Here is a 21,895-nt window from a genome sequence, read left to right as displayed (position 1 = left end):
GGGCGTACCACCAATGATCAGCCAGCAGCCGCTGCAACCCCAGGGAGCGATGTGTCCCGCCGTCTCTTCACCTCGGAATCCGTCACCGAGGGTCACCCCGACAAGATCGCTGACCAGATCAGCGACACGATTCTCGACGCGCTCCTGCGCGAGGACCCCGCCTCGCGCGTCGCCGTCGAGACCTTGATCACCACCGGTCTGGTGCATGTCGCGGGTGAGGTCACGACCAAGGCCTACGCCGACATTCCCAACCTCGTGCGCAACAAGGTTCTGGAGATCGGCTACGACTCCTCGAAGAAGGGCTTCGACGGCGCCTCCTGTGGCGTCTCGGTGTCCATCGGTGCACAGTCCCCGGACATCGCCCAGGGCGTCGACACCGCGTACGAGAAGCGCGTCGAGGGCGACGAGGACGAACTCGACAAGCAGGGCGCGGGCGACCAGGGCCTGATGTTCGGTTACGCGTGCGACGAGACGCCCGAGCTGATGCCGCTCCCGATCCATCTGGCGCACCGGCTCTCGCGCCGGCTGTCCGAGGTCCGCAAGAACGGGACCATCCCGTACCTGCGCCCGGACGGCAAGACCCAGGTCACCATCGAGTACGACGGTGACAAGGCGGTCCGCCTCGACACGGTCGTCGTCTCCTCGCAGCACGCGAGCGACATCGACCTGGACTCGCTGCTCGCGCCCGACATCCGTGAGTTCGTCGTCGAGCACGTCCTGGCGCAGCTCGTCGAGGACGGCATCAAGCTGGACACCGAGGGCTACCGCCTCCTGGTGAACCCGACCGGCCGCTTCGAGATCGGTGGCCCGATGGGCGACGCCGGGCTGACCGGCCGCAAGATCATCATCGACACGTACGGCGGTATGGCCCGCCACGGTGGCGGCGCCTTCTCGGGCAAGGACCCCTCGAAGGTGGACCGTTCGGCGGCGTACGCGATGCGCTGGGTCGCGAAGAACGTGGTGGCGGCGGGCCTCGCCTCCCGCTGCGAGGTCCAGGTCGCGTACGCGATCGGCAAGGCCGAACCGGTCGGCCTGTTCGTCGAGACCTTCGGCACGGCAGCCATCGAGAGCGAGAAGATCGAGCACGCCATCGGCGAGGTCTTCGACCTCCGCCCGGCCGCGATCATCCGCGACCTCGACCTGCTCCGGCCGATCTACGCCCGGACCGCCGCGTACGGCCACTTCGGCCGCGAACTCCCCGACTTCACCTGGGAGCGCACCGACCGCGTGGACGCCCTGCGCCGCGCCGCGGGCCTGTAGGACCGTCGCGCAGTCACGGCTTGCCGGGGCCCGGACACCGATCGTGGTGTCCGGGCCCCGGTGTTGTGACGCCCGGCGCCGCTGTCAGTGCCGTCTGGTAGGAATTTGGCTGTGAGCAGCGACGACGAGCGGTCCGCAGGACCCGAGGCCGGGGTCCCGGAGCAGCTTGCGCTGATCCGGGAGACGGTCCGCAGGGCGAAGGTGCCCCGGGCCAAGCCACGGACCTGGCGCGGCGCCGCGCTGGCCAAGGAGCTTCCGGTCGCCCGTGTCCTGGTGAACAAGGGCGTGCTCCATCTCGACCAGTACTTCGACTACGCGGTCCCGGAGGAGCTCGACGCCGAGGCACAGCCGGGTGTGCGGGTGCGCGTGCGGTTCGGGGCCGGGGGACGCAATGTGCGGGACGGGCGGCGTGAGGGCGGCGGGCTGATCGACGGGTTCCTCGTCGAGCGCGTGGCCGAATCGGACTATCAGGGGGCGCTCGCCGCGCTCGCCTCCGTCGTGTCGCCGGAACCCGTGCTCGGACCGGAGCTGCTCGCCCTGTCGCGGGCGGTCGCCGACCGGTATGCGGGCAGCCTCGCCGATGTGCTCCAACTCGCCGTGCCGCCGCGCAACGGGCGGGCCGAGTCCAAGCCCTCCCCGGAGCCCCTGCCACCGCCGCCGGCACCCCTGCCGGGCACGTGGGAGCGGTACGGGCAGGGGCCCGCGTTCCTGCGTGCGCTGGCCGAGGGCGGTGCGCCGCGGGCCGTGTGGGCGGCGCTGCCGGGCCCGCACTGGCCGCAGGAGATCGCTCTGGCGGTGGCGGCGACGCTCTCCTCGGGACGCGGCGCGCTGGTCGTCGTACCGGACGGGCGGGTCGCGGGCCGGGTGGACGCCGCGCTGACCCAGGTGCTCGGGGCCGGACGGCATGCCCTGCTCACCGCCGACTCCGGGCCCGAGAAGCGCTACCGCCAGTGGCTCGCCGTGCGCCGGGGTTCGGTACGGGCGGTCATCGGGACACGGGCCGCGATGTTCGCCCCCGTCGCGGATCTCGGTCTGGTCGCCATCTGGGACGACGGGGACTCCAGCCACAGCGACGACAACGCCCCCTTCCCCCATGTCCGTGAGGTCCTGGAGCTGCGGGCCGCGCACGGCCGGTGCGGCTTCCTGCTCGGCGGGACGAGCTGCACCGTGGAGGCCGCCCAGCTCGTGGAGAGCGGCTGGGCGCTGCCGCTCGGCGCGGACCGGGAGCGGTTGAGGAGCGCGGCGCCCCTGATCCGTACGGTCGGGGACGGCGAGCTGGCCCGGGACGGCGCGGCGAAGACGGCGCGGCTGCCCAGCCTGGCCTGGCAGACCGTACGGGACGGGCTGCGCGGAGGCCCCGTGCTGATCCAGGTGCCGCGCCGGGGCTACGCCCCCCGGCTCGCCTGCGAACGCTGCCGCACCCCGGCCCGCTGCCGGCACTGCGCCGGGCCGTTGGAGGCACCCGACCAGCAGGACCTCGACTGCTCCTGGTGCGGACGCGCCGAGCGTGCCTGGCACTGCACGGCCTGCGGGTCCACCCGGCTGCGCGCGCAGATCGTCGGGGCCCGCCGGACCGCCGAGGAGCTGGGCCGCGCGTTTCCCGCCGTGCCGGTACGGACATCGGGGCGTGACCACATCCTGGACGCGGTGCCGGGCGCTCCCGCGCTGGTCGTCAGTACGCCCGGGGCCGAGCCCGTCGCCGAGGGCGGGTATGCCGCCGCGCTGCTGCTCGACGGCTGGGCGATGCTCGGCAGACCCGATCTGCGGGCGGGGGAGGACGCGCTGCGCCGCTGGACGGCCGCGGCGTCGCTGGTCCGGGGGCAGGACGAGGGCGGCACGGTGGTGATCGTGGCCGAGCCGACGCTGCGGCCGGTGCAGGCGCTGGTGCGCTGGGATCCGGCGGGGTACGCCCGGCGCGAGCTGGCGGAGCGGGCCGAGCTGGGCTTTCCGCCGGTGTCCCGGATGGCTTCGGTGACCGGGCCGGAGGAAGCCCTGGCCGGTTTCCTCGCCACGGCCGGGCTGCCGCCGGAGGCCGAGGTCCTGGGCCCCGTACCGGTGCCGTCCGCCGAGCCGGGCCGGCCGCGCAGGCCGTGGGACGCCCCGCCCGGCGAGAGGTGGGAGCGGGCGCTGATCCGGGTGGTGCCGGGGCGCGGTGCGGCGCTGGCCGCCGCGCTGAAGGGGGCACAGGCGGCGCGGATGGCCCGGGGCGTCGGAGACCCGGTACGGATCAGGATCGACCCGCCGGACATCGGCTGAGGCCCCGGCGCCGCCCCGTGGACATCGGTACGGACGCGGTCGGTGGAGCGTGGAGACGGAACTGCCCCGCCGTGCGACCGGCACGGTGGGGCAGAGGGGACGGTGTGGGGTCAGCCGTTGCGCGGGCCGGGGAAGGCGCCGGGGCGCAGCTCCTCCCGTGCCGAGGGGGCGCCGACCGACGGCTGCGGAGGCATCGAGCGTGCCGCGGGCACCGCGGGCAGGGCGGGCCCGGACGGGATGACGGGGGCACCGGGCATGCCGGGGGACAAGGGGCGGGGCGCCGCGGCCTCGGCCGCGACGGCGGTGGAATCGGCGGCGCCGGGCTGCGGGGCGGCGCGACGGGATCCGTAACGGCGGTGCACCGCCTGCTTGGTGACGCCCAGGGCGGAGCCCACCGCGTCCCAGGAGAATCCGAGGGAACGGTCGAAGTCCACCGCCGCGGTGACCAGGGTCTCGACGCTGTCCCGCAGTTCCTGGGCGAGGCGGACGGTGGGGGCCGGGGCCCTGCCATAGACGACGAAGCCCGCTGAGGGGCCGGAGCGGCGCGGACGGTAGACATTGCCCAGCTGTGCGGTGAGGGTGCGCAGCGCGTCCACCTGCCGCCGGACCCGCTCGATGTCCCGCACCAGAAGATGCAGGCTGGCCCGCGCTTGGGCGTCGTGGGTTGCGTGGTCGGCCATGAAGAAGCCTCTCGAACCGGCGTTGAAAGGGATCGGGCCGCACCGTGGCGGCCCGCTTCGGTCAATCTCCTTTGACCAACGCGTCAGCCGGGTATGTGGTCACGCTATCGGGGCGTATGTGCATATGCGCGGGGCGCACAGGCGCGCGTACGCCCCCCGGCAGAAGCGGAACGTGAGCCCCTGGGAGCGGCCGTCACGCACCCGCGGGGGACAGCGGGAGAGCCCTTAGACTGGTGCGTTGCTCGTCACCGTACGTCTTGGCCCGAGAGGCAGTCAGCCACCCATGAAGCTCGTCTTCGCCGGCACCCCCGAGGTCGCCGTCCCCGCCCTGGACGCCCTGATCGCCTCCGACCGGCACGAGGTGGCCGCCGTGGTGACCCGTCCCGACGCACCCTCGGGGCGCGGCCGCCGGCTGGTCGCCAGCCCCGTCGCCGAGCGGGCGGCGGAGGCCGGGATCGAGGTCCTCAAGCCGGCCAGGCCGCGGGACGAGGAATTCCTGGCCCGGCTGCGGGAGATCGCGCCGGACTGCTGCCCCGTCGTCGCCTACGGTGCGCTGCTTCCCAAGGCCGCGCTCGACGTGCCCGCCCGCGGCTGGGTCAACCTGCACTTCTCGCTGCTGCCCGCCTGGCGCGGCGCCGCGCCGGTCCAGCACTCCGTGATGGCCGGGGACGAGGTGACCGGAGCGTCGACCTTCCTGATCGAGGAGGGGCTCGACTCGGGTCCGGTCTACGGCGTCCTCACCGAGGAGATCCGTCCCACCGACACCAGCGGCGACCTGCTCACCCGGCTCGCCTTCGCCGGTTCCGGGCTGCTCGCGGCGACGATGGACGGCATCGAGGACGGCACGCTGCACGCCGTCCCGCAGCCGGCCGAGGGCATCACCCTCGCCCCGAAGATCACTGTCGAGGACGCCCGGGTGCAGTGGTCCGACCCGGCTCTGCGGGTGGACCGGGTGGTGCGCGGGTGCACCCCGGCGCCCGGCGCGTGGACGCTCTTCCGGGGGGAACGGCTCAAGCTGGTCCAGGCCGTACCGGTCCTGGACCGTGCGGATCTGGCCCCCGGCGAGCTCTCCGCCGCCAAGAACAACGTGTACGTCGGCACCGGTTCGCACGCCGTCGAGCTGCTCTGGGTCCAGCCGCAGGGCAAGAAACCGATGAAGGCCGCCGACTGGGCGCGCGGGGTGCGGATCGCTCCGGGGGAGCTGCTCGGGGCGTAGGTGCCGGGGCCCGGGACGGCGACGTACGCTGGGGAGGTTCGCCCCCTCACCATCAGCGGAGCACCTTTCACGTGAACGACCAGCCGCGTCGCCGTCCCGCCAAGCCCCACCGCCGTCCCCAGAAGGACCCCGTCCGGTTCCTCGCCTTCGAGGCGCTCAGGGCCGTCGACGAGCGTGACGCCTACGCCAACCTCGTCCTGCCCCCGCTGTTGAAGAAGGCCCGTGCCAAGGGCGACTTCGACGCGCGGGACGCGGCCCTGGCGACCGAGCTGGTCTACGGGACGCTGCGCCGTCAGGGGACGTACGACGCGATCGTCGCCGCCTGCATCGACCGGCCGCTGCGCGAGGTCGACCCGCCGGTCCTCGATGTGCTCAACATGGGCGTCCACCAGCTGCTCGGCACCCGTATCCCGACCCACGCCGCCGTCTCCGCCAGTGTGGAGCTGGCCCGGGTGGTGCTGGGCGAGGGGCGCGCCAAATTCGTCAACGCGGTGCTGCGCAAGGTCACCGCGCACGACCTCGACGGCTGGGTGGAGCGCGTCGCCCCGTCCTACGAGAAGGATGCCGAGGACCACCTCTCCATCGTCCACTCGCACCCGCGGTGGGTCGTCTCCGCGCTCTGGGACGCCCTGGGCGGCGGCCGGGCCGGGATCGAGGACTTGCTCGAAGCCGACAACGAACGGCCCGAGGTGACGCTTGTCGCCCGCCCCGGCCGCTCCACCACCGATGAGCTGCTGGAGGCCCTCGGCGAGGAGAACGGCCTGCCCGGCCGCTGGTCGCCGTACGCGGTACGGATGGCCGAGGGCGGCGAGCCGGGCGCCCTGACCGCGGTCCAGGACGGCAGCGCGGGGGTTCAGGACGAGGGCAGCCAGCTCGTCGCCGCCGCTCTCGCCAACGCTCCGGTGGAAGGCAACGACACCCGCTGGCTGGACGGCTGCGCGGGTCCCGGGGGCAAGGCTGCCCTGCTGGCCGCGCTCGCGGCCGGCCGCGGCGCCGCCCTCCTCGCGGCCGAGAAGCAGCCGCACCGCGCCCGGCTGGTCGAGCGTGCGCTGGCCGGCAACCCCGGCCCGTACCAGGTGATCACCGCGGACGGCACCCGTCCGCCGTGGCGGCCCGGCACCTTCGACCGGATCCTGATGGACGTCCCCTGCTCGGGCCTCGGCGCGCTGCGCCGCCGTCCGGAGGCCCGCTGGCGGCGCCGGGCGGCGGACCTGGAGAGCTTCGCCCCGCTGCAACGCGGGCTGCTGCGCGAGGCATTGAAGGCCGTCCGGATCGGTGGGGTCGTCGGGTACGCGACCTGCTCGCCGCACCTCGCGGAGACCCGGGTCGTCGTGGAGGACGTACTCAAGGGCCGTGGCGGAGAACCGGTGCGGGCGGAGTGGGTCGACGCCCGTCCGCTGATGCCGGGAGTGCCCGCGCTGGGCGACGGACCCGACGTCCAGCTCTGGCCGCACCTGCACGGCACGGACGCGATGTACCTGGCCCTGCTGCGCCGGACCGGCTGAATTCCGCCTACGAAGCCGGTAAAAGAACAGTAAAGCGCAAGCAAAATGCCTGGATTGCGTGGACTGTGATGATCGTGTGAGGCTTTGGGGCGCATCGAGGCGGGGAACCGGCCGGGAACGTGGCAGGCTTGGGTGCATGGCCCAGATCAACCCCAGCATCCTGTCCGCCGATTTCGCGCGTCTCGCCGAGGAGGCGAAGGCCGTCGAAGGCGCCGACTGGCTCCATGTCGACGTGATGGACAACCACTTCGTGCCCAATCTGACGCTCGGGGTGCCGATCGTCGAGGCGCTGAGCAAGGCCACGGACACCCCGCTGGACTGCCATCTCATGATCGAGGACGCGGACCGCTGGGCTCCGCAGTACGTCGAGGCGGGCGCCGGCTCCGTCACCTTCCACGCGGAGGCGGCGGCGGCGCCGGTGCGGCTGGCCCGGGAGATCCGGGCGAAGGGGGCGCGCGCCTCGATGGCGCTCAAGCCCGCGACGCCCATCGAGCCGTACGAGGACCTGCTCCCCGAGCTCGACATGCTGCTGATCATGACGGTCGAGCCGGGCTTCGGCGGCCAGGCGTTCCTGGACATCATGCTGCCGAAGATCCGCCGCACCCGTGAGCTGATCTCCAAGCACGGCCTCGAACTGTGGCTCCAGGTGGACGGCGGAGTGTCGGCGGCCACCATCGAGCGGTGCGCCGAGGCCGGGGCGGATGTCTTCGTCGCCGGCTCGGCGGTGTACGGGGCGGCCGACCCGGCCGCCGCGGTGACGGCGCTGCGCGCGCAGGCGGACGCGGCCACGGCCGCGGCGCCCTGGGCGTGCGGCCACTGAACCAAGCGCAGATGAACGTGGCCCGACGGGGCCGATCAAGGATCGCCGGATCTGACAGGATGAGCGGCGTATCGGGCGTGTGAACAGCAGTGAGGAGATCGCGGTGTCTGGCATCTCGGCGGGTCGGTCAGCCATGCGGATGGGACCCGCGGAGCTGGTGCAGGCGGCGGCCATGGCCCGCCGGTTCTACCTTGAGGGAAAGTCGAAGATCCAGATCGCCGAGGAGTTCGGCGTCAGCCGCTTCAAGGTGGCCCGGGTCCTGGAGACGGCTCTTGAGCGTGATCTCGTACGGATCGAGATCCGGGTACCGGCCGAGCTGGACGCCGAGCGCTCGGACGCGCTCCGCGCGCGCTACGGACTGCGGCACGCGGTGGTCGTCGAGTCCCCGGCGGAGGAGAAGGAGGACGCGGCCGACCCGGAGAACCTGGGCGAGGTCGCGGCCGATCTCCTGGGTGAGCTGGTGAACGAGGGCGATGTGCTGGGCCTGGCCTGGGGCCGGTCCACCATCCACATGGCGGCGGCGCTCGACCAGCTCCCGCCGTGCACGGTCGTGCAGCTCACCGGGGTGTACGACGCGGGGACGGCCGAGCGCGGTTCGGTCGAGGCGGTCCGCCGGGCCGCCCAGGTGTCCGGCGGCGAGGCGCACCCGATCTACGCGCCGATGCTGCTGCCGGACCCTGCGACGGCGGCCGCGCTGCGCCATCAGACGGGTATCGCCCGCGCCTTCGAGTACTTCGACAAGGTGACGGTCGCCGCGGTCTCGATCGGTTCCTGGGAACCGGGCATCTCCACGGTCCACGACATGCTCTCGGACGAGGAGCGGTCCCACTACGCCTCGCTCGGGGTCGCCGCCGAGATGTCCGCGCACCTCTTCGACTCCGAGGGCCGCCGGGTCGGCCGTGACCTGGGCGAGCGCTGCATCACCGTGGAGGCGGACCGGCTGCGCCGGATCCCCGAGGTGGTGGCCATCGCGGGCGGCCAGCGCAAGGCGGCGGCGATCGGTGCCGTACTGCGCTCCGGGCTGGTCACCAGCCTGGTGACGGACACGGCCGCGGCCGACTATCTGCTCACCGAGTCGGCGGCCGGATCGCGCCCGGCGCTGGAGCGGGCCGACCCGGACGGCGAGTGACCCGAGCACTCGGGGACGGACGGACATGAAGGAGGCCGGGCGCTGTGCGAGCGCCCGGCCTTTGTCGTGCCGGTGTCTCAGACGGCGCGGTGCCCGTCCGCCGCGCCCTGGACCGCGTGGTCCCCGGCGACACCCAGCACCGTCTCCTCCAGATACTGCTCGGGGCTCTCGTACTGGCTGACGTCGGCCGGGTTGTAGCGCGGGGTCTGCCGGGACCAGTCCAGATTGCCGCGCATCCAGCTCCGCATGCCGTCGAGGTAGGGCACGAGCATCCCGGAGAGCTCGGGATAGAGCTCCAGCAGCTCGTCCTCCGCGGTCAGGAACCGCTCGGTCTCCGTCGCTATCCTCGCCGCGACGTGGTCCAGCGCCTGCTGTTCCCCGAGGCCCCGGTGGTGACGCACCAGGTGGACGAGGTTGTGGATCTCGCCGAGCACCTGCTCCTTCTCGAAGGAGTACACGTCATTGGCCCAGCACACGACATTGCACGAGGCTTCCAGGGCGGTGATGAACCGGGGATCGTTGTGGATCGACTCCGGCGCCTCGATTCCGGCCACGATCTCTATCAGGTCCATGCAGACCTGGATGGCCCCGGTGTGCCTCCGGTTGGCGATGTACGTCTCCTCGGACGGCACCACGTCGTCGGCCCTGTTCCCGGCCTCCCAGGTGGTGGCCGTCGTGAGGTACATGACCAGGTGCCAGGCGAAGCGGGTGCGCCAGTGCGGCGCGGCACTCGGAGTCGTACGTTCCCAGAGGTCGGCCAGGGCGGTCACGGCCGCCGGGACCTCCTCGCCGGGCAGCGGGGCGGGGGCGGTCCCGTCCACCACGGCGCGCATCCGGTCGACCACGTCGCGTACGCGTTCGGGGCTGCGGCCGAGGTGGCCGTCGTCGAGCTGGTCGTCGACGAGGAAGAGCCAGACGAACCAGTCGGCCACCAGATCGAGGTGTTCACCGTCGGCCGTCGGGTAGACCATGCCGACGAACGCGCCGAAATCGGCCTGTTCGAAGCGGTTTCTCGCCGACTCGCGGTGCACCAGTCCGGTACGGCGGGTCCAGGCGTCAATATGGTCCCGGGTGTGACCGACATGCGGGTTGGTCCGCTGCGGGAACGGGCAGTAGATGTCCGGCAGTTCGCTGTCCACAGGCGGATCTGGATCCTCTCCGGTCAAACGGGCGTGTCGGGTTCTTCGACAGCGCCTGCACGACGCTGCGGTGACCCCCGAGACCTGCGGATTTGAAGCTACCTGACCCCTTGTCACGGGTCCAGGGATGGTGATCACGAATGGTTCGATTTCCCTTCGGGTAGGGTCTGTGGGTAAGGCAGGTTCCACTTGCCCGGCCCCCCCGACCGCCTCCTTGGAGGAACACACGAAAGCGGGGGTCTTTTGCTGTGTCTTCGTGGAAACGACCTGCACCGTTTCGTATGAAAAAATGAGTGTTATGCGTTTTCTTGAGCCGGGCACCGGTCGTTACACAGAGTCCCCCTCGGTCCCTTACGACCTCACGTACGACGATGTCTTCATGGTCCCGGGCCGCTCGGCGGTCGGATCCCGGCAGGCCGTGGACCTCGCCTCGCCCGACGGCACCGGCACCACCATCCCGCTCGTCGTCGCGAACATGACCGCGATCGCGGGCCGCCGGATGGCGGAGACCATCGCCCGCCGCGGCGGCCTCGTCGTCATCCCCCAGGACATCCCGATCGAGGTCGTCACCGACGTCGTCACCTGGGTCAAGACGCGCCACCTCGTCCTCGACACCCCGATCGTGCTGGCCCCCGGCCAGACCGTCGCCGACGCCCTGTCGCTGCTGCCCAAGCGCGCCCACGGCGCCGGCGTCGTCGTCGACGCGGAGCAGCGCCCCGTCGGTGTCGTCACCGACCACGACCTGACCGGTGTCGACCGCTTCACCCAGCTGTCCGAGGTCATGTCCAAGGACCTGGTGCTGCTGGACGCGGACATCGACCCGCGCGAGGCGTTCAACAAGCTCGACGGAGCCAACCGCAAGCTGGCCCCCGCGGTCGACGCGGACGGCAGGCTCGTCGGCATCCTCACCCGCAAGGCCGCACTGCGCGCCACCCTCTACACCCCGGCCACCGACGCCGCGGGCAAGCTGCGCATCGCCGCGGCCGTCGGTATCAACGGCGACGTCGCGGGCAAGGCCAAGCAGCTGCTGGACGCGGGCGTGGACACGCTCGTGGTGGACACCGCGCACGGTCACCAGGAATCCATGATCAGCGCGGTCAGGGCCGTCCGGGCGCTCGACCCGAAGGTGCCGATCGTCGCGGGCAACATCGTCGCCGCCGAGGGGGTGCGCGACCTCATCGAGGCCGGCGCGGACATCATCAAGGTCGGTGTCGGCCCCGGCGCCATGTGCACCACCCGGATGATGACCGGCGTGGGCCGCCCGCAGTTCTCCGCCGTCCTGGAGTGCGCCGCAGAGGCGAAGAAGTACGGCAAGCACGTCTGGGCCGACGGTGGCGTCCGGCACCCCCGCGATGTCGCCATGGCCCTCGCCGCCGGCGCGTCCAACGTGATGATCGGCTCCTGGTTCGCGGGTACGTACGAGTCGCCCGGCGACCTCCAGCAGTCCGCCGACGGCCGCTACTACAAGGAGTCCTTCGGGATGGCCTCGGCGCGCGCCGTGAAGAACCGCACGTCGGAGGAGTCCTCGTACGACCGCGCCCGCAAGGCGCTCTTCGAGGAGGGCATCTCCACCTCGCGGATGTTCCTGGACCCGACCCGTCCGGGCGTCGAGGACCTGATCGACTCGATCATCGCGGGCGTCCGCTCCTCCTGCACGTACGCCGGTGCCGCCTCCCTGGAGGAGTTCGCCGAGAAGGCGGTCGTCGGGGTGCAGAGCGCCGCCGGTTACGCCGAGGGCAAGCCGCTGCACGCCAGCTGGAGTTGATCCCGCCCGATCCGCGACACGCCTGCCCCTCCCGGTGATTCATGCCGGGAGGGGCAGCCGCGTTCCGGGTGTTCGTGCGATGGCCGAAAGTGTCCGTTTCCGGCCGCCCGGAGAGCCTTTGATGCGCTTCAAGTCTGTTGAGATATAAGTAATATGAAGCACAATCAGCTGCCTTTCTCTCCGTGGTAAGGGATCTCATGTCCTTCTTCACCGATCTGGCCCATCAGTTCATCGACGGTGAGTGGAGGCCGGGGAAGGGGTCCTGGGACATCATCGACTTCAACCCGTACAACGGGGAGAAGCTCGCCTCCATCGCCGTCGCCACGGCCGACGAGGTGGACCAGGCCTACCGCGCGGCGGAGCGGGCCCAGCGGACGTGGGCCGACACCAACCCGTACGCCAGGCGGGCCGTGCTGGAGAAGGCCCTGCGGATCGTCGAGGAGCGCGAGCCGGAGATCAGCGAGGCGATCGTCGCGGAGCTCGGCGGCACCCGGCTGAAGGCGGCCTTCGAACTGCATCTGGCCAAGGAGTTCCTGCGCGAGTCCATTCAGCTCGCGCTGCGGCCGTCCGGGCAGATCCTCCCCTCGCCGACCGAGGGCAAGGAGAACCGGGTCTACCGGGTGCCGGTCGGCGTCGTGGGTGTCATCAGCCCCTTCAACTTCCCCTTCCTGCTCTCGCTCAAGTCGGTCGCTCCCGCGCTGGCGCTCGGCAACGCCGTCGTCCTCAAGCCGCACCAGAACACCCCGGTCTGCGGCGGCACCCTGCTGGCCAAGGTGTTCGAGGACGCCGGGCTGCCCGCCGGACTCCTGAACGTGGTGATCACCGACATCGCGGAGATCGGTGACACCCTGCTGGAGCACCCCGTTCCGCAGGTCATCTCATTCACCGGGTCGGACAAGGTCGGACGGCACGTCGCCACCGTATGCGCGGCCAACCTCAAGCGGGCCGTTCTCGAACTGGGCGGCAACAGCGCGCTGATCGTGCTCGACGACGCCGATGTGGACTACGCCGTCGACGCGGCGGTCTTCAGCCGTTACGTGCACCAGGGACAGGTCTGCATGGCGGCCAACCGGATCCTGGTCGACCGCGCGGTGGAGCGGGAGTTCACCGAGAAGTTCGTCGCCAAGGTCGCGTCCCTGACGGTCGGCGACCCGGCCGACCCGGCGACCCAGATCGGTCCGCTGATCAACTCCTCGCAGGCCGAGGCCATCTCCAAGCTCGTCGACCAGACCGTCGCGGCCGGTGCGACGGCCCTGCTGCACGGCCGGGCCGACGGCAACGTGGTCAGCCCGTCGGTGCTGACCGGCCTCGCCGCCGACTCGCCCGTCCTGCACCAGGAGATCTTCGGGCCGGTGGCCCTGCTGGTGCCCTTCGACGGTGAGGACGAGGCGGTCCGGATCGCCAACGACACCCCGTACGGGCTGAGCGGCGCCGTGCACACCGGCAACATCGAGCGTGGGGTGCGGGTCGGGCAGCGCATCCACACCGGCATGATCCACATCAACGACGGCACCGTCCACGACGAGCCCATCGTTCCGTTCGGCGGGGAGAAGAGCTCCGGTCTCGGACGGCTGAACGGCGAGTCGATGATCGAGGCGTTCACCACCCAGAAGTGGATCTCGGTACAGCACGGCCGCTCGCAGTTCCCGTTCTGACCGGTCACCCGCTGCGCCGGGCGCGCCCGGGAGGGGCGCCGCGTGGTCTACTGCGGGGGCGGCACCGCCGCCCCCGCCGCAGTCCCATCGCAGAGAAGTGAACCGCCCGACGTGCGCCTGAACGACCTCGACGAACGCATCGTCCACGCCCTCGCCGAAGACGCCCGGCGCAGCTACGCCGACATCGGCGCGATCATCGGGCTCTCCGCCCCCGCGGTGAAACGCCGTGTGGACCGGCTGCGGGCCGAGGGCGCGATCACCGGATTCACCGTGCGGGTGGACCCGGCGGCGCTGGGGTGGGAGACCGAGGGGTTCATCGAGATCTACTGCAGCCGCAACACGTCGCCGGAGGCGATCAAGCAGGGACTCGCCCGGTATCCGGAGGTCGCCGCCGCCTCCACCGTGACGGGGGACGCCGACGCGCTCGTACAGGTCTTCGCCGCGGACATGCGCCACTTCGAGCAGGTGCTGGAGCGGATCGCCGGCGAGCCGTACGTGGAGCGGACGAAGTCGGTGCTGGTGCTGTCGCCCCTGCTGCGGCGCTACTCGGCGGGGCCGCCACCCGCCTGACGCCCCTCGGGGCGGGCCGTCCCGATGCCCCTGCCGTCCCTGCCGCCCGTCCGGGGGCCTGTGCGTCCGTCCGGGCTCAGGGCTTCTGATCGCCAGGGCTTCGCAGGGGCGCTTCGTCCGCAGCCGCCGGCCCCCCACGGACCGTCGGACCCGCCCGCTGCGCCGAGACCCATGTCACCCTTCTGACCTGCGATGATGCCGCGCGCAACAAATCTTCGCGGGGCGCCCGTCACGCGCAACGAATCGACGGTGGATGCGCAACGGTCGCGCCTTGTCCGGGGTGATCGCCGCCCCGTACCTTCGATACGTCTCCCCACCCCGCCCCACCCCGCCCGAGGTCAGCCATGCCGCCGTTGCGTACCGCCCTGCTCCAGAGCTCCGGCCGGCCCGGTGCCGTGGCCGAGAACCTGAAGGTGCTCGACGAGGCCGCCGGCCGTGCCGCCGCGGCCGGGGCACGGCTGCTGGCCGGCCCGGAGATGTTCCTCACCGGGTACGCCATCGGTGACGCCGTTCCCCGGCTGGCCGAGCCCGCCGACGGCCCCGGCGCACAGGCCGTCGCGGACATCGCCCGACGGCACGGACTCGCCGTCCTGTACGGCTACCCGGAGCGCGCCGGTGAACTGATCTTCAACGCGGCCCAGCTCATCGGCCCCGACGGGACCCCGCTGGCGAACTACCGCAAGACCCATCTCTTCGGCGGCTTCGAACAGGAGTGGTTCACCCCCGGTGAGCGGACCGTCGTCCAGGCCGAGCTGGACGGAGTCCGCGTCGGCCTGCTCATCTGCTACGACGTCGAGTTCCCGGAGAACGTCCGGGCGCACGCCCTCGCCGGGACCGACCTGCTGCTGGTGCCCACCGCCCAGATGCACCCGTTCCAGTTCGTCGCCGAGTCCGTCGTGCCGGTACGGGCCTTCGAGAGCCAGATGTATGTGGCGTACGTCAACCGGACCGGCCCGGAAGGCGAGTTCGAGTTCGTCGGGCTGAGCTGCCTGGCCGGGCCCGACGGTACCGTGCGGGCCCGCGCCGGTCGCGGCGAGGAACTGCTCGTCTCCGATGTGGACCCCGCGTTCCTGAACGCCTCGCGCGCCGCCAACCCGTATCTGCACGACCGCCGCCCCGGTCTGTACGGCTCCCTCGCCTGAGCCCCGTCCCTTCTTCCTTCCGTACCCGCAAGGAGTCCGTACCCCATGACGTCCACGGTGCCCAACGCCGTCCAGCACACCGACGCGGCCCCGCCGATCACCATGTTCGGGCCGGACTTCCCCTACGCGTACGACGACTTCCTCGCCCACCCGGCGGGCCTCGGCCAGATTCCCGCGACCGAGCACGGGGCCGAGGTCGCCGTCATCGGCGGCGGGCTCTCCGGCATCATCACCGCGTACGAGCTGATGAAGATGGGCCTGCGGCCCGTCCTGTACGAGGCCGACGAGATCGGCGGCAGGCTGCGCACCGTCGGGTTCGACGGCTGCGACCCGGCGCTGACCGCCGAGATGGGCGCCATGCGCTTCCCGCCGTCGTCCACGGCGCTCCAGCACTACATCGACCTCGTGGGACTGGAGACCCGGCCCTTCCCCAACCCGCTCTCCCCGGCCACGCCGTCGACCGTCGTGGACCTGAAGGGCGAGTCGCACTACGCCGAGACCATCGACGATCTGCCGCAGGTCTACCGCGATGTCATGAACGCCTGGAACTCCTGCCTGGAGGAGGGCGCCGACTTCTCCGACATGAACCGGGCGATGCGCGAGCGCGATGTGCCGCGCATCCGGGAGATCTGGGCGAAGCTCGTCGAGAAGCTCGACAACCAGACCTTCTACGGATTCCTCTGCGACTCCGCCGCCTTCACGTCCTTCCGGCACCGGGAGATCTTCGGACAGGTCGGGTTCGGCACCGGGGGCTGGGACACCGACTTCCCCAACTCGATCCTGGAGATCCTGCGGGTCGTCTACACGGAGGCCGACGACCACCACCGAGGGATCGCGGGTGGCAGCCAGCAGCTGCCGCTGCGTCTGTGGGAACGCGAACCGCAGAAGATCGTGCACTGGCCGCTCGGTACGTCACTGGCCTCGCTGCACGGCGGCGAGCCCCGCCCCGCCGTGACCCGGCTCAACCGCACCGCCAAGAACCGCATCACGGTCACCGACGCCACCGGGGACATCCGCACCTTCCGGGCGGCCGTCTTCACCGCGCAGTCCTGGCTGCTGCTCTCCAAGATCGACTGCGACGACGCGCTCTTCCCCATCGACCACTGGACGGCGATGGAGCGCACCCACTACATGGAGTCGTCCAAGCTGTTCGTCCCGGTCGACCGGCCGTTCTGGCTGGACAAGGACGAGACCACCGGCCGCGACACCATGTCGATGACGCTCACCGACCGGATGACCCGGGGCACGTACCTCCTGGACAACGGCCCCGACGAGCCCGCCGTGATCTGTCTGTCCTACACCTGGTGCGACGACAGCCTGAAGTGGCTGCCGCTCTCCGCGAACGAGCGCATGGACGTCATGCTCAAGTCGCTCGGCGAGATCTACCCGAACGTCGACATCCGCAGCCATGTCATCGGCAACCCGGTGACGGTCTCCTGGGAGAACGAGCCCTACTTCATGGGGGCGTTCAAGGCGAACCTGCCCGGCCACTACCGTTACCAGCGGCGCCTGTTCACCCACTTCATGCAGGACCGGCTGCCCGCCGACAAGCGGGGGCTGTTCCTCGCGGGCGACGACATCTCCTGGACGGCCGGATGGGCCGAGGGCGCCGTACAGACCGCGCTCAACGCCGTGTGGGGTGTGATGACCCAGTTCGGCGGTGCCACGGACGCGACGAACCCCGGCCCCGGCGACGTCTTCGACGACATCGCCCCGGTCGAGCTTCCGGAGGACTGACCGCCGCTAGGGCGGGGCAGTGCTCAGGCGGGCCGCAGGACGCTGCGCTGCCGGCCGAGGCCCGAGATCTCGACCTCCATCACATCGCCGGCGGCCAGATACGGGAAGCGGCCGGACAGCGCCACACCCTGCGGCGTACCGGTGTTGACGATGTCGCCGGGCTCCAGTACCAGGTACTGCGACAGATGGTGCACCAGATGCGCCACGCTGAAGATCATGTCCTCGGTGCCGGAGTCCTGCCGCGGCTCCCCGTTGACGTGACTGCGCAGCCGCAGCCGCTGCGGGTCACCCACCTCGTCGGCCGTCACCAGGACCGGGCCGAGCGGGTTGAACGTCGCACAGCTCTTGCCCTTGGACCACTGCCCGCCCGACTCCTCCAGCTGGAACGCGCGCTCGGACACGTCGTTGCTGACGGCGTACCCCGCGATGTGCGCGGCCGCGTCGGCGGGGGAGTCGAGGTAGGAGGCACGGCGGCCGATGACGACGGCCAGCTCCACCTCCCAGTCGGTCTTCTTCGAGCCGCGCGGGATCAGGACGTCGTCGTACGGGCCGACGACCGTGTTCGGCGACTTGTAGAAGAGGATCGGCTGCTCGGGCGGCAGCGCACCCGACTCCGCCGCGTGGGCCGCGTAGTTCTGGCCGATGCAGAGCAGGGCCGAGGGGCGCGCGACGGGGGCCCCGATCCGCAGCCCGGTGATGTCGGTCTCCGGAAGCTTCGGCTCGTCCGGGATCAGATGGGGGTTCTCGGCGAGCGCGGCGAGGAAACCGCCGTCGATGTCGCCGGTGATGCCCGACAGGTCGTAGTGGCGGCCTTCGGGGCAGACGAGCACCGGGCGTTCGGAACCCGGCTCGCCGACGCGCATGAGACGCATGGGGGTGAACTCTCCTGGAAGTGAAGGGGGATGAGGTGGCTGCGTGGCCGGAGCCTCAGCGCAGCCGCACCAGGGCTTCGGCCGTGACGGCGTGCACCGGGGGACGGCCGTCCAGCAGCCGCAGCACCTCGTCGACGGCGCTCGCGCCCAGCCGCTGCCGGCACTCGACGCTGCCCGCCGCCTGGTGCGGGGTGAGCAGCACATTGGGCAGGGACCGGAAGGGGTGATCGGTGGGCAGCGGCTCCGCGTCGAAGACATCGATCGCCGCGTCCAGCCGGCCCGAGGCCAGCTCCGTGAGGAGCGCGTCCTCGTCGACCAGCCAGGACCTCGCGGTATTCACCAGGCCCGCGCCGTCCGGCATCAGCGCCAGTTGCTCGGCGCCGATCATCCGGTGCGTCTCCTCCGTCACCGGGGCGTGCACCGCGACGATCCGGCTGCGGGACAGCAGCGTGGGCAGGTCCACGGACTCCACACCGAGGTCCGCCGCGTCCGCCGGGGTGAGGAACGGGTCGCTCACGCTCACCCGCGCCCCCATCGCCCGCACCATCGCGATGTACGCCCGCCCGGTGCGGGAGGCGCCGATGACCCCGATCTCACTGCCATGGATCTCGTGACGCGGCGGCGCCTCGCTCGCGACCGCCCACTCGGCGCCACCCCGCAGGGCGTGGTCGAAGCGCTGGATGCGGTGGAGCAGGGAGAGGGTGAAGGCGAGGGCCACCTCCGCCACCGGCCGGCCCATCTCGTCCCCGGCCTGGGTGACCCGGACACCGCGCCGGAACACCTCCTCGGTGACGTACGGGGCGACCGCCGAACCGGTGTGCGCGACGAGCTCCAACCGGTCCGCGACATCGAGGAGTTCGGTGTCCGCCCGCGGGCTGCGCCACGACGTCACGAGCGCGCGGGCACCGGGCATGACCGCGAGCAGGGCGGCCCGGTCCCGGTGCTCGTCCAGCACGGTGAGATCGGCCGCCCGCTCCAGGGCCCGCCAGACCTCGGCGGTGAAGAACTGGGCCCGCAGGTGCGGAGGTACGGAGATGACCACCCGGGAGCGGTCGGCAGGATCAGGAGAGCCAGGCATCGAGGTGCTCCGCAACGAAGGCGTCATCGGTCAGCCAAGGGTATGCCTCGGCCACCCGGGTGATCTCCTCGGCCTGCCCCGGCGACAGCGTCTCGGCCGGGTCCAGGCAGCGGATGTTGGCCAACAGGCCCTGACGGTGCAGGACTTCGTGCACCCCGGCGATGCAGCCGCGGAACGCGCCGCGCACATCGAAGACCGCGCTGTTGGCATCGGTCAGCTCGGTGCGCCGGGCCAGGCAGCGCACCATCGCCGCGTGGTCCCCGGCGCGCGCCGCCCGCACGTCGTCCAGGAGCGTCGCGGCGGAGCTCGTCCAGACGGCCCACTGGCCCAGGAGCCCGCCCGCGAACCAGCGCCGCGTGCCGTTCGCCGTCTCGTACGGGGTGAGGAGGTCGCCGATGATGTCGTCGTCGTTGCCGGTGTACAGCGCGACCTCGTCCGCACGGTCGGCGGCGGCCACGGCCCGTACGACGTCGGCGGTGCGATAGCGGTCGAACGGGGCTATCTTCACCGCGGCGGTGGACGGCAGATCGGTGAACGCCGACCAGAAACCCGGCGACAGATAGCGTCCGCCGACGGCCTCCTGGAGGTAGAAGCCGATCACCGGCAGCACCTCGCCGACGGCACGGGCCCGCTCCAGCAGGCCCTTCTCGTCGGCGCCCGGCACCGCGGGGCTGAGCAGTACCGCGTCGTAGCCGAGGGCGGCGGCGGTCTCGGCCTCGGCGACGGCCTGCGCGGTGTAGCCACAGGCTCCGGCGACCTTGATGAAGGGGCGGCCGGCCTCCGCGTCGATGGTCTCGGCGGCCAGTTCGAGGACCGGGCGCAACAGCCCGACGCCGGGCTCCCGGATCTCGAACTGGGTGGTGTGCACGGCGACGGCCACGCCGCCCGCTCCGGAGGCGAGGTAGTAGCGGGTCAGCGCCCGCTGGCGGCGCTCGTCGAACGTACCGTCCGCGTGCAGCGCGAGCGGGTGGGCGGGGATCACCGCGCCGTGGGCGAGCGCGTCCAGCGCGGGCGTGGAGGCGGGGGAGGAAGCGGACACCGGGGACGGCGCGGACACAGGAGAAGGAGTGGACATGGGGTGGATCAGAACCTTCCGTCACGGACCTGGAACTTGGTGGGCTTGCCGGAGAGCGGCAGCCCGCGGCGCAGCCAGTCGGCCTGCCAGGCGACGAGGGTCCGCAGCGTCACGTCCGGGTAGCCGAACAGCGCGTGGCAGCGGCTCGCGTCGGAGAGCAGCGCGGTCGGCGCCTCGGCGCCCGCGAACACCGGCTCCCGGTCGAACTCCTCGCCGAACCACTGGGCCAGGCGACGGACCGAAGCGGTCTCCGGGCCGGTGAGGTTGAGGGTGAACGCCGTACCGTCGGTGGCGTGCAGCAGGGAGCGCAGGGCGACCTCGTTCGCGTAACCCTGCCACACCACGTTGGCGTGACCGGTCGTCACATCCACCGGCTCGCCCGCCGATACGCGTGAGGCGATGTCGGCGAGCACGCCGTAGCGCAGGTCGACCGCGTAGTTGAGGCGGATGTTGGCGACCTTCGTGCCACGGGTCAGCGCGGCGTGGTCGAAGATGCGCTCCCGGCCGAGGCAGGACATCGCGTACTCGCCCACCGGACCCACCGGGTCGCTCTCCGTGCAGCCGCCGGAGGAGACCGGGACCAGGGGGTACACATTGCCGGTGGAGAACGCGGCGATCCGGGCCGCGGGCCAGCGGTGCGCCACCCGGTCCGGCATCGCGGCGTTCACGGCCCAGGCGTGCGAGGGCGCCCCGGCCGAACCGAACTTGGCACCGACCATGAAGACGATGTTCCCGGCCTCGGGCAGCTCGCCGAGGTCGGCGCCCGGGTCCATCAGGTCGAAGGCGACGGTGGAGACGCCCGCGGCCTCCAGCTCCTCGGCTGCCGCCCTGTCCGACCAGCGGGACACCGCGTACACGGTGACGTCCGTCCGGCCGGCGGCGTCCAGTGCCCGGCGGGCCAGCCGGCACAGGCTCGGCCCCATCTTGCCGCCGGCGCCGAGCACCAGCAGATCGCCCTCCAGCCCGGCGAGGTCGGCGATCAGTGCGGAGGAGGGGGTGGCGAGCCGCTCTTCGAGCGCGGCCTCATCGGTGAACATGCGTGGCTATCCCTTGATTCCGGACGCGGAGACGCCCTCGGTGAAGTAGCGCTGGCCCACCAGGTACGCGGCGAAGATGGGCACGAACGCGATGACGGAGCCGGAGAGCACCACATTCAGCGGCACGTTCTGCTGCTGGAGCGAGGCGATACCGACGGTGAGGGTGCGCATATCGGTGGACTGGCCGATGACCAGCGGCCACAGGAAGTCGTTCCAGTGCCACAGGAAGACGAAGACACCCAGTGTGGCGAGGATCGGCTTCAGCAGCGGCAGCACGATCCGGTAGAAGATCTGCCACTCGCTGCACCCGTCGAGCCGGGCGGCCTCGAACAGCTCGTCGGGCAGCCCCTGGATGAACTGCCGCATCAGGAACACCGCCTGGGCGTTGGCCAGGGTCGGCACGATCAGGCCCCAGTAGGTGTCGACGCCGCCCATCTTCGCGATCATCGCGAAGGTCGGGATCATCGTGACGTGGTACGGGACCATGACCATCGACAGGAACGACCAGAACATCGCCTCCCGGCCCGGGAAGCGCTTCTTGGCGAACGCGTACCCGGCCAGTGAGGCCAGCAGCAGCACACCCACGACCGAGACGACCGAATAGATCAGGGTGTTGAGCAGCCAGCGCGGCACGGCCTGGGCGTTCATGACGGTGTCGTACGCCTCGCCGGTCAGCGGCCACGGCAGCAGACTGCCGGGGAACTCGACCGCCGCGGACGGCTTCAGCGAGAGCACGACCATCGCGTAGAACGGGAAGATCGTCACGATCGCGGCCACGGTCAGCAGCGCGCCGCGGGCGATCCGTCCGGCCGGGGTGGCGCGCATGCCGTGCGGGACGGTGTCCTGCTCGGCCTGCTTGCGCAGCTTGCGCTCGGCGCGGCGGCCGGCCCGGTCGCCGCCCGCGGGCGCCAGGGGCGCGGGCGGTGCCTTCTCGGTGTCCACAGGGCTTGCGGTCATGG

18 protein-coding genes are annotated in these 21,895 nt (G+C 71.6%); 11 read left to right on the top strand and 7 right to left on the bottom strand.

Features of this window, described 5'->3' with window-relative positions:
• The first annotated feature begins 51 nt into the window (after window positions 1-51).
• Both metK and OG251_RS06585 read left to right on the top strand, forming a co-directional pair.
• Entirely contained in the window at window positions 52-1,260 is a 1,209-nt protein-coding gene (gene metK, locus OG251_RS06590) for a methionine adenosyltransferase (protein ID WP_326676277.1), read from the top strand.
• 111 nt (window positions 1,261-1,371) lie between these two features.
• On the top strand, window positions 1,372-3,516 hold the full coding sequence (locus OG251_RS06585) for a primosomal protein N' (RefSeq protein ID WP_326676276.1): 2,145 nt from the start codon (window positions 1,372-1,374) through the stop codon (window positions 3,514-3,516).
• A 110-nt stretch (window positions 3,517-3,626) separates the two neighbouring features.
• Here the strand turns inward: OG251_RS06585 and OG251_RS06580 are convergent, their stop codons facing one another.
• Window positions 3,627-4,196, bottom strand: a complete 570-nt coding sequence (locus OG251_RS06580) for a hypothetical protein (RefSeq protein ID WP_326676275.1) — start codon at window positions 4,194-4,196, stop codon at window positions 3,627-3,629.
• 283 nt (window positions 4,197-4,479) lie between these two features.
• Here OG251_RS06580 and fmt point away from each other — a divergent pair, with 283 nt between their 5' ends.
• The 4 genes from fmt (at window position 4,480) to OG251_RS06560 (ending at window position 8,866) form a co-directional block, all read left to right on the top strand.
• Window positions 4,480-5,412 carry a methionyl-tRNA formyltransferase gene (gene fmt, locus OG251_RS06575; protein ID WP_326676274.1) on the top strand — a complete coding sequence of 311 codons (933 nt, stop codon included), beginning with the start codon at window positions 4,480-4,482 and terminating at the stop codon, window positions 5,410-5,412.
• A 71-nt stretch (window positions 5,413-5,483) separates the two neighbouring features.
• The gene (locus OG251_RS06570) at window positions 5,484-6,917 is read left to right on the top strand and encodes an RsmB/NOP family class I SAM-dependent RNA methyltransferase (RefSeq protein ID WP_326676273.1); all 1,434 of its coding nucleotides are present in this window, start codon (window positions 5,484-5,486) and stop codon (window positions 6,915-6,917) included.
• 136 nt (window positions 6,918-7,053) lie between these two features.
• A complete protein-coding gene (rpe, locus tag OG251_RS06565; protein WP_326676272.1) occupies window positions 7,054-7,737 on the top strand; it encodes a ribulose-phosphate 3-epimerase in 684 nt (227 codons plus the stop codon).
• Window positions 7,738-7,870: 133 nt separating this feature from the next.
• Complete coding sequence (locus tag OG251_RS06560) at window positions 7,871-8,866, top strand: sugar-binding transcriptional regulator (protein ID WP_442818413.1); 996 nt, start codon at window positions 7,871-7,873, stop codon at window positions 8,864-8,866.
• A gap of 77 nt (window positions 8,867-8,943) precedes the next feature.
• On the opposite strand, the gene OG251_RS06555 is transcribed toward OG251_RS06560, so the two are convergent.
• The gene (locus OG251_RS06555) at window positions 8,944-10,005 is read right to left on the bottom strand and encodes a terpene synthase family protein (protein ID WP_326676271.1); all 1,062 of its coding nucleotides are present in this window, start codon (window positions 10,003-10,005) and stop codon (window positions 8,944-8,946) included.
• A gap of 298 nt (window positions 10,006-10,303) precedes the next feature.
• On the opposite strand from OG251_RS06555, the gene OG251_RS06550 reads away from it, so the two are divergent.
• The 5 genes from OG251_RS06550 (at window position 10,304) to OG251_RS06530 (ending at window position 16,874) form a co-directional block, all read left to right on the top strand.
• The gene (locus tag OG251_RS06550; protein WP_326676270.1) at window positions 10,304-11,770 is read left to right on the top strand and encodes a GuaB1 family IMP dehydrogenase-related protein; all 1,467 of its coding nucleotides are present in this window, start codon (window positions 10,304-10,306) and stop codon (window positions 11,768-11,770) included.
• A gap of 197 nt (window positions 11,771-11,967) precedes the next feature.
• Window positions 11,968-13,425 carry an aldehyde dehydrogenase family protein gene (locus OG251_RS06545; protein ID WP_326676269.1) on the top strand — a complete coding sequence of 486 codons (1,458 nt, stop codon included), beginning with the start codon at window positions 11,968-11,970 and terminating at the stop codon, window positions 13,423-13,425.
• A gap of 111 nt (window positions 13,426-13,536) precedes the next feature.
• Entirely contained in the window at window positions 13,537-13,995 is a 459-nt protein-coding gene (locus tag OG251_RS06540; protein ID WP_266808992.1) for an Lrp/AsnC family transcriptional regulator, read from the top strand.
• Window positions 13,996-14,339: 344 nt separating this feature from the next.
• Window positions 14,340-15,137 (top strand): carbon-nitrogen hydrolase family protein, encoded by a 798-nt coding sequence (locus OG251_RS06535; RefSeq protein WP_326676268.1) that lies wholly within the window; start codon window positions 14,340-14,342, stop codon window positions 15,135-15,137.
• Window positions 15,138-15,182: 45 nt separating this feature from the next.
• A complete protein-coding gene (locus OG251_RS06530) occupies window positions 15,183-16,874 on the top strand; it encodes a flavin monoamine oxidase family protein (RefSeq protein ID WP_326676267.1) in 1,692 nt (563 codons plus the stop codon).
• Between the two features lie 23 nt (window positions 16,875-16,897).
• Here the strand turns inward: OG251_RS06530 and OG251_RS06525 are convergent, their stop codons facing one another.
• Genes OG251_RS06525 through OG251_RS06505 form a run of 5 tightly spaced genes read right to left on the bottom strand, consistent with a single transcriptional unit; the run spans window position 16,898 to window position 21,893 of the window.
• Window positions 16,898-17,746: a fumarylacetoacetate hydrolase family protein gene (locus OG251_RS06525; RefSeq protein ID WP_326676266.1), complete on the bottom strand. Its 849-nt coding sequence runs from the start codon at window positions 17,744-17,746 to the stop codon at window positions 16,898-16,900.
• Window positions 17,747-17,801: 55 nt separating this feature from the next.
• The gene (locus tag OG251_RS06520; protein WP_326676265.1) at window positions 17,802-18,824 is read right to left on the bottom strand and encodes a hydroxyacid dehydrogenase; all 1,023 of its coding nucleotides are present in this window, start codon (window positions 18,822-18,824) and stop codon (window positions 17,802-17,804) included.
• Complete coding sequence (locus OG251_RS06515) at window positions 18,808-19,899, bottom strand: dihydrodipicolinate synthase family protein (RefSeq protein WP_326676264.1); 1,092 nt, start codon at window positions 19,897-19,899, stop codon at window positions 18,808-18,810. The genes OG251_RS06520 and OG251_RS06515 overlap by 17 nt, the downstream gene beginning before the upstream one ends.
• 8 nt (window positions 19,900-19,907) lie before the next feature.
• Window positions 19,908-20,936 carry an NAD-dependent epimerase/dehydratase family protein gene (locus OG251_RS06510; RefSeq protein WP_326676263.1) on the bottom strand — a complete coding sequence of 343 codons (1,029 nt, stop codon included), beginning with the start codon at window positions 20,934-20,936 and terminating at the stop codon, window positions 19,908-19,910.
• Window positions 20,937-20,942: 6 nt separating this feature from the next.
• Window positions 20,943-21,893 (bottom strand): carbohydrate ABC transporter permease, encoded by a 951-nt coding sequence (locus OG251_RS06505; protein WP_442818310.1) that lies wholly within the window; start codon window positions 21,891-21,893, stop codon window positions 20,943-20,945.
• Window positions 21,894-21,895 lie beyond the last annotated feature (2 nt).

Source organism: Streptomyces sp. NBC_01237 (assembly GCF_035917275.1).
Classification (GTDB): Bacteria; Actinomycetota; Actinomycetes; order Streptomycetales; family Streptomycetaceae; genus Streptomyces.
Note: the sequence above shows the minus strand (reverse complement) of the source record. Positions and strands in the feature narration are given on the sequence as shown.